This window comes from Maribellus maritimus (assembly GCF_022267315.1).
In the GTDB taxonomy this organism is placed as follows: domain Bacteria; phylum Bacteroidota; class Bacteroidia; order Bacteroidales; family Prolixibacteraceae; genus Draconibacterium; species Draconibacterium maritimum.
Window position 1 is genome coordinate 17196 of the sequence record NZ_JAIKLE010000055.1, and the last position, 11767, is coordinate 28962.

Below are 11767 nucleotides of genomic sequence, written 5' to 3' on the forward strand. Positions count from 1 at the left end.
AAACAGAAATAAACCAAAAAATTAATCAATAATAAATTCAAATGGCAAAGTATACAATTGGATTGGATTATGGTTCGGATTCGGTCCGTTCATTAATTGTAAATGTTGAAACCGGCGAAGAGGTCTCCAGTGTTGTCTTTAATTATCCGCGGTGGCAGAAGGAAATGTATTGCGACAGCTCCAAAAATCAGTTTCGTCAACATCCGAAAGATTATTTGGAAGGCCTGGAATATACAATTGGAGAGGCATTAAAACACGCACCGAAAGGCGTTGCTGAAAATGTTGTAGGTATTTCGGTCGACACAACAGGTTCCACCCCGGTAGCTGTTGATGAGAAGGGAACGCCACTTTCATTAACCACCGGATTTGAAGAGAATCCAAATGCTATGTTTGTATTGTGGAAAGACCACACAGCGGTAAACGAAGCAGAAGAAATAAACAAATTGGCAAAAAAATGGGATATTGATTTTACAAAATTCGAAGGTGGAATCTATTCATCTGAATGGTTTTGGGCAAAACTTTTACATGTAATCCGCGAGGATGCAGGTGTTTTTCGTGCTGCTTATTCCTGGGTAGAACATTGCGACTGGATTCCTGCTATTTTAACCGGGAATACAAATCCCAAAACATTAAAACGAAGCCGTTGTGCTGCAGGCCACAAAGCCATGTGGCACGAAGCATTTGGAGGATTGCCTTCTGAAGAATTTTTAACCGCGCTTGATCCCATGCTGGCCGGTTTAAAAGAACGGCTTTTTAAGGAAACATTTACCTGTGATGTTTCTGCGGGTACATTAACACAGGAGTGGGCTGATAAACTTGGACTTTCAACCAACGTGGTCGTTGGCGTCGGTGCTTTTGATGCGCATCTTGGAGCAGTAGGTGCCGAAATTGAACCCTATTATTTGTCTAAAGTAATGGGAACTTCTACTTGTGATATGCTGATCGCACCAATGGAAGAAGTAGGTGACAAACTGGTAAATGGAATTTGTGGTCAGGTAGATGGCTCAATTGTTCCCGGCATGTTGGGACTGGAGGCCGGACAATCGGCGTTTGGAGATATTTATGCCTGGTTTAAAAGGGTTCTGGAATGGCCGTTAAAAAATATTCTTGTTGAAACAGAATTGGTTGATGAGGAAACGAAACAAAAGCTCATTGACGAAACAGCAGACAAAATAATCGCCAAATTGAGTGAAGAAGCCGCAAAGATACCGATTGACGAAAGCGGTATTGTAGCGCTCGACTGGATGAACGGGCGTCGTACACCCGATGCCAATCAGGCATTAAAAGGAGCAATTGCCGGATTAAACTTGGGATCTGATGCTCCGCGTATCTTTCGTGCGCTGGTGGAAGCAACGGCATTTGGTTCGCGCGCTATTAACGATCGTTTTATTTCAGAGGGGGTAAGAATTGATGGAGTAATTGCATTGGGAGGTGTGGCAAAAAAATCGCCTCTGGTAATGCAAATCGTAGCCGATGTATTGGATATGCCAATAAAGGTAGCCCGCTCGGAACAGGCCTGTGCGCTTGGTTCGGCAATGGCAGCTGCAGTTGTAGCAGGTGTGTATCCAAATACTTCTGAGGCACAGAAGAATATGGGAGGTGGGATTGAAAAAGAATATCACCCGATTCCAGAGAATGTGGAAAAATACAAAGTGCTTTACGAAAGGTACAAGAAGTTTGGGAAGTTTATTGAATTTGAATATTAAATCAGATTTTAACCATAAAACAAAAAAAGGTCGCCTGAAAATCGCAGGTGACCTTTTTTATTTTTAAACCTTCTCCTGTTTCTTGTCGAGTTCTTGAAGGTTAGACTTCAAAGAACCAAAAAAAAATATTTTGTTTCGCTATCCAATACCATTCGTTGCATAAATTTACTCCGTAACGGCACGGTATGCATTTACCCTGCCTTTTCCATATAAGTCAGAAGTTCCGTTTCCGTCAATGTTATCGGCTGTTTTTAGAAGCTGCTTTTCAACTTCATGAGGAGTAATGTTTCCCTGATTTTTTGCAATAATTAATGCGGCTACTCCCGCAACATGAGGCGACGCCATACTTGTTCCGGAGGCAAAAGACCATCCTCCGCTAATAGTACTATAAATCATGTCATAATACCACAGGTCCTCTTCTGAATCAAAATCTCCTCCCGGTGCACTGATATCAACCAACGATCTCCCGGTATTGGAATAAGAAGCAATTTCATCCAAATCAGTGGTTTGGTCATATGCCCAGTTTAGTGGTGCTGTTGCCGACACTGAGATTACATTATTCAAATCAGCGGGTAAAACAAAGGCCGAGCCATTTCCGTCTGCATTCATATAATCGTTTCCAGCAGCTACTACAATGGTCGCCCCGCTTCTGGTTGCAAAATCAATCGCTTTTTGCATTGCATGTTTTAAATTCTGAATGCTTTGGGGGGCATATCTGCCCAATAGATTCCCCTCTTCGTCATAAACAAAACCATTTGTATTAAGAACGGTTCCTAAGCTCATATTTATTACGTCAGCACCTTGCAAAGCTGCGTATACAATACCTTCAATGATCCAGCTAAAATCTCCTGAGCCGTCAGATTCTGAAAGTACTTTAACTGCAACAATTTCGGCTTTTGGAGCTACACCAATAACACCGGTATTTAGATCGGTAGCTATATTGTCAGCTGCCGCAATAATACCAGCTACGTGTGTGCCGTGATTAAAATAAAAGCCCGGTTGGATGTTCCAGTCTTCATCCGGAACAAATGATTTGGAAAGAGTTGTATTTAGATTTGGCGACAGATCCGGATGTTCTGCATCAATACCACTATCCAGAATAAAAACTTTTGCACCTTCCCCCTTGAATCCAGCATTCCATGCCTCCGGTGCATTAATAGCATCCAGTCCCCATTGGAGAGGGAAGAATTCTTCGTCGTCGCCAATACTTGGAGGACTTGCCATTGGAAATACCTTGACAGGCTCCAGCCACTTGAGACTTAAATCAGCAACTACGGATTGTACATCAGAGAGTTTACTGGCTTTTGTTTTAAAGTTGGGAGCAGTTGTCTTAATGACAGCAATCCCAATTTCCGGTATCGTTTTTACAATTTCTCCCAAACTGGCAAGCTCATTAACCAATCCCTCCGGTAGTGTTTCCGATTTTGAAATAACCATAAAGTTATTTGCTTTTGCACTTTTTAAAGTGATACCTTCCGAGTCAAAATCGATTTCTGTTTCAAGGGGATCATTTTGACATCCTGTAAACACAGCAAAAATTACTACTCCTAACACCCTGGCAAAGAACCTTAGGTTTTTGTTGTAAAGTTTTCTCATAATTTTTTTTATTTTTTATTGACACATACAAATTACAAAATTAAATCTCCAAAAAGAATATTCAGATGAATTTATCTTTGTTGTGTGCCTGCGAAAAATAATAATTTGTTGCTGAGGCTGGTTTTACCAGAGGACCTTTTTGAAAGCTAAACAAACAGATTTTAGGTTTTATTATGGTAATAATGGCATATTTCAGGTAGAATAGAAAAGAGGCTATCTGTTTATACAAATGGCCTCTTTTTATTTTGATATTTTTTAGTCTTCAAAACAATACAATGAATTGAAACCTCTCAGAATCAGTTTGTCTCCAACAATTACAGGAGATGCATGGAAATCGTCGTCCAGTTGATTCGAAGAAAGAATTTCAAAATTATCACCGGCTTTAATAACCAGACAAATATTTTCAGAGACCACATAAATTTTATCGCCGACCCCTGAAGGAGATGAGTATAAGTCGCTTATTCCCTCCAGTTTTTCTTTTGAATATTTTACTTCACCGGTTTTGGCATCGAGGCAGGTTAGTTCGCCATTGTTTGCACGCATAAAATATAACCTTTCTCCCAATAAAAGATTATCCGGTGTGTAGGGACAATCCTGGTTGTACTGCCACAAAATAATATTGGTATCGGTGATATCTCCGCTGGCTTTTACAATATCGATGGCCATTGTTGCATTTCCTCTAAAACCACTTGACAGATATAAAATTCCATCAGCAATCTTTGGGTTTGGAATAACATTCCTGGTTAATCCGCTGCAGCTCCAGATAATTTCTCCGGTGTTAAAATCATAAGCTCTTACCAGGTTTGTTGCCGCCGAAATTACCTGAGGTTTTCCGTTTATTTCAACAACAAGTGGAGTCGCCCACGACGAGGGTTCATCCCGTTCGTCACTCCAAACTGTTTCCCCTGTTTTGGTGTCAAGTGCAAAAAAACGGGAATCTCCCTGATGGTCCCATTGGATAAAAAGGCGGTTTTTATATAAATACGGGGAAGAACCCTCTCCAAAACTCATCACTTTCTCCATTTGACCAAAATCCCTTTCCCAAAGAATATTTCCATCAAAATCAAGACAATAAATTCCTCGCGAACCAAAGTAAGCGTATATTCTTTCGCCATCGGTACAAGGGGAATTGGAGGCCCAGCTTCCAAGTTTGTGTGTTCGTTCTTCCGGTTTTTCGCTGGCAACTGTTTTTTCCCAGACAATTTTGCCATCGTTAAGATTTAGAAGGATCACTTTGTAATCCAAAACCAGATTGGTTTCGGTTGCATCCATCCAACTGTTACCGTCTTCCAAAATTTCACTGTTTGGTTTGCCTTCAAATCCTTTGGGCACAGCGGTTTCAATAATAATCTTGTCCCCCCAAACAATCGGAGTTGCATGTCCTTTTCCGGGAATCGGTATTTTCCACTTTAAATTTTGTGTTTCGCTGAACTGAACAGGGGGATTTCCTTTTATCGCTGCGCCTGTCGCCATTGGTCCGCGCCACTGTGGCCAAAAGTCTTCACCCGGCAGATTTTGTCCGGCGAGATCTACTGAGATAAAATTCAGAAACAAAAATGCAGCAAGTAAAAAAAGTTTGATTTTCATGAATGTAGTTTTGAATGTTTTATTTTTTTAAGACCAAAATAGGGAATGAGGGTTTAATTTGCATCACACGATCTAATGTAATCTGTTTGTACTTGTTTTTGATTTAAACTTCGCGTGAATTGCTGTATTTCTCTATGCTTTTAGAATCGTTCCAAATTACAGAAATGATTTCGAATGGCAAGCAATACCATAATTTTTGATTGTCTAAATCATTAGCTTTGTCCATTTTATTATTGTTCCTATTTCTAAATAAAACTGTTGATTTCCACAATGAAAGAAATTCTTGCCCCAGTAGTAATACTCCTGTTGTTTTTTTCTGTTTCCTGTGAATTTACACCTTCTGAAATTCAGGAAACCTTTGTAGAACAACCGGATGAACATGCACCTGTTTTGTATATCGAAGTACAGCCGGATATGGATACATTAAAACTTGCCAGTGATGTGTGGACACAGTTCAGGCTTACTTCTCAGGAGGCAGAAATTTATTGGGTGAAGATTGATTTTGATGACAGTAATGTTTATTATTCTGACTATAATTCAGGAGCTTTGCCCAGTGTACATGTTTCAATTGGTAATTACTCAGAAGGGCTTCATTATTTTACAATTCAGGCATTTACTGCAAGTAACAGTGGAAGTATTGCCGATAAAGTAGAGGCCGAAGGATATTTGTATGAAGTTCAGTGGCCGGTCATAATCCATCATGGGGTTGATACACGAATTGATATTAAAAAAGTGGAATATATGGACGGACCAGTTGCTGTTAGTTGGGAAAAATACGATTACTACAATTTTCAGAACTACGTGCTTTCAAAATGGAGTTCAACACAGGTTGACGGAGTTAAGTACACTATTTCAAATCCCAGGGTAACAACAGTTCTCGATACCACTTTTCTGGAAGGAGAATATGTGAGTTACTCCGTTAGTCTGAATGGCGGATACAGCCCGGGCGTTTCTTTTGATGTCCCGATAAAAACCCCTGATATTCTTCTGAATGAGGAAGAAAAAATGGTTGTTCGCTGGAATCGCACACAAAATCCCAAAAATCTTGGATATTATCATGTGGCTTTAAAAGTCCCGAATACATATTCTTACCAGGAAATTATAAAAGAAGATGCTGAAGATACCGTAGCGGCTTATGATATTTCGCCCGGTTTTGGCGACAATTATGAATTTCAGGTTCGTTATGTGCCCAAAGGTTTTGATCAGCCTTATGTTATTTATAATTCTTCAGGGGGAGAGGCGCTTTTTTCGCTTGGAAATCAGATGTTGGGTTTTGAAAATGCAATGAAGATAGGAGATACGGAAAACATTTTGTTGTATAACGATGGCTTGTTTTATAAATATAATATGGTAACCCATACAATTTTAGATTCTGTTCGTGTTACCGGACTTACGAATCCCGGTTTTATCAGAATCTCGCCAGACGGAGATTTTTTTAGCTATTTCACCAATACTGATTTTGTAATGCGGAAAACATCAGACTGGGGATTGGTCAGCCAGTTTACAACACCAATTATGGATTATGGAACGGCTCGTTTCTGGAGCGCTTCCATTTCCGACAATTATCATCTTGCGGTAATTCAACACTCAAATATTCTATCAGTTACCGACATAAGGACAGGAACTGAGTTGTTTAGAAAAGAAGGAACGCAGGGTGAATATTTTTCAGATGCAGTTATAAATTCAGAGGGCGATAAAATACTTTATAAAACGTATGTCTATGATGATGGTACAAATTATTTACGTCTTGTTAATTTTGATGGGAATAAATTAACAGAACTGGGGGAAACAACTGCTGCAAATCCCGGAGCGAATTATGAAATCATTCAATATGCTATCCTGGAAGATAAAGTATTAATTTTAAAGTGTATCTCAACGTACCGTTACAGTTGGGAGGAACGAAGTGCAAGCGATTTTTCATTGATAAGCAGTTTTGATATACCTGACCGGTTTTTACCTGTTGCTATCGATTTTAACAAACAACAATTGGTTATGCGGTATAGATTTCGGACTACTTATGATGAAGCATCTGCCTTGTATTATGATTTTGAAAAAAGTATCACGCATAAAATAATCCCGATTATCGAAGGACAAAAATTTGTTCTGTCAAATGAAGTTCTGGCCAATGGCAGTGGAAGATATTTACCTCTAAATGATTTAATTCAGGAATGATGAGACAACTACTTGTTTTTATTATGATAATTGTGTTTGGTGTGCAAGGAGTGGCACAGAATTCTGTGCAAAAAAACAGCCTGAAAATAAAAATAGGAGCTTATGCCGGATATGCTTTTTATTCGTTTGAAAATCTGGAAAGTTTAAATGAACAGGTAATAAGTCAAATGCCATTCGAAGTAACCGTTATGGACGATTTTCCGGCACGTTTATTTTTTGGCGGGGAAATTTTAATCGAAATAGCCGATTGGTATTCGGTGGGGCCTTCATATGAATTTCATTCAACCGGTTCACGTGTTGGTGCGAAAGATTATTCAGGAACATACCATTTTGATCAAATTTTGTCTACCCATCAATTGGGAATCGAAAACGAATTACGAATTTTAAACGGAATTCAACCTGCTGTTTTTATAAATTTAGCAGGAGGTGTAAATCTTTCATCGTGGAAAATGGAAGAAGAGCTTGAACTAGCAGAGGAAGTTCAAACAGATGATAATGATTTTGTTGCAGTAAAACCCTTTGTTTATCCATCGTTAAAATTAGAATATCCTGTTTATCAGAATATTTATGTGTTTGGAAAAGCCGGGTATTTGTTCGATGTAGGTGGAAAATACCATTTATCGGGCAACAAGGATTATGAGTCAACGCTTAAAGTGCCGTGGAGTAGTTTTCGTATTTCTTTTGGCCTTAGATTTGGCTCTCTCTAATGACTTATTCCTTTTCAATATTTTTGTCTTTGTTATTGCTTTGGGTCAACCTCCTGATTTTAATGTTAAAATAGGCGAAGAGTATCGACATCATCGGACTGATGATATTAAAGAAGGCATACGGGGCATAGGCCATCGTATCCACGCCAAGCACCCTCGATTGAGTTGCTCCGCAGGTATTCCACGGAATTAAAACAGAGGTCATTGTTCCGCTGTCTTCCAATGTTCGGCTTAAAACTTCAGGGGCCAGGCCTTTGTCCTGATAAGTTTTCCGGTACATTCTGCCGGGCACAACAATAGCCAGGTATTGGTCGGATGCAGTGGTATTAAAAAAGATACAGGTTCCCACGGTAGAAGCAACTAAACTGCCGGTACTTTTTGCATACCTCACAATTGGCTGTGTAATTCTTTTTAACAATCCGGCTGATTCCATAATGCCGCCAAAAACCATTGCCGAAAGGATCAACCAGATAGTATCCAGCATTCCACGCATCCCCGAAGTGCTGAGTAAATCAGTTACCTTCGGATCACTTGTGGTGAGTGAAACATCGCCAAACATCGATTGCATTAATGAAATATAGGAGGCTTTTAGGTAATCATTGGCTACTCCTGCCACTTCTGTAACAATTTGAGGTTGAAAAATAATGGCAAAGACACCTCCCAGAATTGTCCCTGCAAATAAGGCTGGTAAAGGTGGTACTTTCAAAATAATAATTGTAATTAAAGCTACCGGCACTAAGAACAGTAAAGGATTGGTGTTAAACGTTCCTTCTATTGCTGTTTGCACATTCTCAACATCAATAACAGCACCGGAGAAATCATAACGAAATCCCCAAATCAGAAAAATAATTAAGGTTACAGTCATTGACGGGACAGTGGTAAAAGCCATGTACCGGATATGGGTAAATAAATCGGTGCCTGCCATAGCAGGTGCCAGATTGGTTGTATCGCTCAGCGGCGACATTTTATCGCCAAAATATGCACCACTAATAATTGCTCCGGCAACCAGGGCTTCGCTCATTCCCAGGGCGTTTCCAATGCCAAGTAAAGCCACTCCAATGGTCGCAATGGTAGACCACGAGCTTCCCGTGGCTACACTTACAATGGCGCTGACAACAACCGCAGTAAAAAGAAAAAGCTTTGGATTTATGATTTCCAGTCCGTAATATATCATCGCCGGAACAACACCACTTATCATCCATGTACCCGCAAGCGAACCAATCAATAAAAGAATTAGAATTGACGGCATTGCTGAACCAATGGTTGATACAATTTTTTCTCTGATTTTGCCCCATTTTAGTCCTAACCGGTGTGCGATTAAACCTGCAATTGCCGCTGAAATTATTAATGCAATCTGGTTCGCGCCACCAAGTGTGTCGTCAAACAGAATGACATTCAGGGTTAATAAAATGATCAAAATAATAATTGGTAAAAGAGCTTCGAAAAGTGATGCTTCGCGTTTCATTCAAATTAATTTCGGATTTATTTGTTGGCAAACTAACATTTTATATTTTAAATTGATACATATTACAGGGGTTTTGTTTAAAAAAGATCAAAATTATTTTCAATTTGTCACGAATAATTTATTGTTTTTATCTTCGTTTGATTTTAAATGAAAGAAATTTACATGAAGGGCTTGTTTTTTAAATCAGTCATCTTTTTCGTTTTTCTACAGGGAGTAGTTCCTTTTTCAAATGCACAAAGGAGCAATGGTTTAGCTGTTGAAGGAAAAATCAGTGTGGAAGAAGGAAGTGTGGAAGGAGCTGTTATTGAAATGTATCAGGACGGTCGGCGGCTCGATAATTATGGGGTTGGCTCAGACGGAAATTATAAAGTGGAATTAAATTACGGACACAAATTCGAATTGATTTTTTCGTTGGCCGGAAATTTTTCTCAAAAAATAACCGTTGACACCGAGCTTCCTAGAGAAGTGGCGTTGTCAAATCCTTCGTACCCTCCTTTTCCTGTTGATGTGAAACTTTTTACTGAAGTTGAAGGAATTGACAAATCGTTTTCAGAAAATACGGTTTTGAAGATATATTACAGTCCGCAGGTTGGTAATTTTATTTCTGATTTATATTATAATAATGCACAAATAAAAAGTTTAATCGATCAGGCCATTTTGCAGGCGCAGATGATTGGTAAGGAAGAAGATTATCTCTCTCGCCTGACACGTGCGGAACTGGCTGAGTTACGGAAAGAATATGACCAGCTTTTAAAGGAGGCTGATGCGGAATACGGAGACGAAAAATTTTTGGATGCGCTGGATGGATACAAAGCAGCAAACCAGGTTTTTCCAAACGAGCAATATCCCAAAGACCGGATTGCTGAGATAAATGATCTTTTGGGTATAATAATGGTTGCTGAAGAAATGGATAAAGCTCTGAATGAGCGATTTAATACACTTATAACAAACGCCGATCAGTTTTTTAATGCGCAAAAGTATTTTGAGGCCCGGAATTCATATAATCGTGCGCTTTCTATCCGCCCGACTGATAATCATGCCAACCAGCGTGTTAACGAGATAAATGAAATTCTAAAAAATCAGCAAACCGAACAGCAATATCAGGATTTAATTGTTCGCGGGAATAACGCTTTTAATGAAGTGCTTTACGATGAAGCCTTACAGATTTTTACAGAAGCATCGCAATTGAGGCCTAACGAAGCATACCCCAAATCAAAAATAAGTGAAATTAACGGGAAACTGGCTGAATTGGCTAAAAATACAGAGAACCAGAAAAATTATGAACAGGCAATTTTTCAGGCGGAGTTAAACTATGAAAAACAGTTTTACGACAAATCTCTGGCTTCGTATGAAAATGCTTTAAAATATAAACCGGGCGACGAAAAAGCAACATCCCGTATTCAGGAAATAAAAGAATTGATGGACAGGCTGGCGAATCAAACATTGTATGATAAGTTGATAAGTTCGGCCGACAAAGCATATAAAAAAGAAGAGTTGCAGGATGCATTGGCTGATTATGTAAAAGCGCTTGAAATCTTTCCTGAAGAGGCACATCCATCAGAAAGGATTTCTTTGATTCGGCAGACTTTAAATGCAGAGGCCGATTTTATAGCTGCGGTTCAAAAGGCGGATGAGGCTTTTGTAGCCCAACAATATCAAAATTCAAAAAATCTGTATAATCAGGCGCTGGAATTAAGAGCCAATGATAAACATTCGCAGGACAGAATTAAGGAAATAGACGGGATTCTTGCTTCTCTCCAGGTTGACGAACAATATAACTCAATTATTGCTGAAGCAGATCAGTTGTTTTCCGGAGAGCGTTATGAAAATGCAAAAAGCAGATATAACGATGCACTGGCTTTAAAATCAAGAGAACAATATCCCAAAGACAAGATTTCAGAAATAGATGGTATTTTGCGGGGTATTGCAGCTCTGGATCAACGGTACAGTCAAACCATCAGCCGCGCTGATAATTTGTTTTCGAAAGAAAGCTACAACGAAGCAAAGACGGCTTATGCGGAGGCAGGAACTATAAAACCGGAAGAAACTTATCCGCCTGAAATGATTCAGAAAATAGATAATATTCTGGAGGATCAAGTTCGGCTTCTGGCAGAGCAGGAAGCTGCTGAACAAGCCCGTTTGGAAGCGCTTGCACAGGAAAAAGACAGACAATATCAGCAGACAGTGGACGAAGCAGATCTGTTGGTTGAACAAAATGAACTGGTAGCAGCGGTGGCAAAGTTCAGAAAGGCTCTGGATATAAAGCCGGAAGAACAATATCCGATTGTTCGGATAGAGGAAATTCGTGGAATGATAAGTCGCATGCAGGAAATGCAAAAAGCGTATGACGAAGCTATTGCCCGGGCAGATAAACAGTTTCAAAACGAGGAGTTTGATGCAGCTCTTAACTCCTACAACAGTGCTAAAAATACGAAACCAGATGAAACGTACCCGGATGAGATGATTTTCAAAATCGATTCGATTGTGGAAACACGGGCCCGCCTGGCATCGGAGGCAGAAGCAGCAGAACAGGC

At 39.6% G+C, this 11767-nt stretch carries 7 protein-coding genes; 4 read left to right on the top strand and 3 right to left on the bottom strand.

The window, feature by feature from the left end:
• Positions 1–41: 41 nt before the first annotated feature.
• Positions 42–1706: a ribulokinase gene (locus K5G00_RS26900; RefSeq protein ID WP_238769589.1), complete on the top strand. Its 1665-nt coding sequence runs from the start codon at positions 42–44 to the stop codon at positions 1704–1706.
• A gap of 165 nt (positions 1707–1871) precedes the next feature.
• Here K5G00_RS26900 and K5G00_RS26905 read toward each other — a convergent pair whose 3' ends face one another.
• Together K5G00_RS26905 and K5G00_RS26910 are read right to left on the bottom strand one after the other, a co-directional pair.
• A complete protein-coding gene (locus K5G00_RS26905; RefSeq protein WP_238769590.1) occupies positions 1872–3302 on the bottom strand; it encodes a S8 family peptidase in 1431 nt (476 codons plus the stop codon).
• Positions 3303–3557: 255 nt separating this feature from the next.
• On the bottom strand, positions 3558–4889 hold the full coding sequence (locus K5G00_RS26910; protein ID WP_238769591.1) for a PQQ-binding-like beta-propeller repeat protein: 1332 nt from the start codon (positions 4887–4889) through the stop codon (positions 3558–3560).
• A gap of 270 nt (positions 4890–5159) precedes the next feature.
• Between K5G00_RS26910 and K5G00_RS26915 the strand changes: the two genes are divergently transcribed.
• Positions 5160–7061: a hypothetical protein gene (locus K5G00_RS26915; protein WP_238769592.1), complete on the top strand. Its 1902-nt coding sequence runs from the start codon at positions 5160–5162 to the stop codon at positions 7059–7061.
• Positions 7058–7768: a hypothetical protein gene (locus K5G00_RS26920; protein ID WP_238769593.1), complete on the top strand. Its 711-nt coding sequence runs from the start codon at positions 7058–7060 to the stop codon at positions 7766–7768. Before K5G00_RS26915 ends, K5G00_RS26920 begins: the two co-directional genes overlap by 4 nt.
• Positions 7769–7772: 4 nt before the next feature.
• Here K5G00_RS26920 and nhaC read toward each other — a convergent pair whose 3' ends face one another.
• Entirely contained in the window at positions 7773–9233 is a 1461-nt protein-coding gene (gene nhaC / locus K5G00_RS26925; protein ID WP_238769594.1) for a Na+/H+ antiporter NhaC, read from the bottom strand.
• 147 nt (positions 9234–9380) lie between these two features.
• On the opposite strand from nhaC, the gene K5G00_RS26930 reads away from it, so the two are divergent.
• A partial coding sequence (locus tag K5G00_RS26930; RefSeq protein WP_238769595.1) for a tetratricopeptide repeat protein occupies positions 9381–11767 on the top strand: 2387 nt, incomplete at its 3' end.

Coding starts and splice junctions, on each gene's coding strand:
- K5G00_RS26920 (WP_238769593.1), top strand. CDS start 7,058: ATGATGAGACAACTACTTGTTTTTATTATGATAATTGTGTTTGGTGTG.
- K5G00_RS26905 (WP_238769590.1), bottom strand. CDS start 3,302: ATGAGAAAACTTTACAACAAAAACCTAAGGTTCTTTGCCAGGGTGTTA.
- K5G00_RS26900 (WP_238769589.1), top strand. CDS start 42: ATGGCAAAGTATACAATTGGATTGGATTATGGTTCGGATTCGGTCCGT.
- K5G00_RS26910 (WP_238769591.1), bottom strand. CDS start 4,889: ATGAAAATCAAACTTTTTTTACTTGCTGCATTTTTGTTTCTGAATTTT.
- nhaC (WP_238769594.1), bottom strand. CDS start 9,233: ATGAAACGCGAAGCATCACTTTTCGAAGCTCTTTTACCAATTATTATT.
- K5G00_RS26915 (WP_238769592.1), top strand. CDS start 5,160: ATGAAAGAAATTCTTGCCCCAGTAGTAATACTCCTGTTGTTTTTTTCT.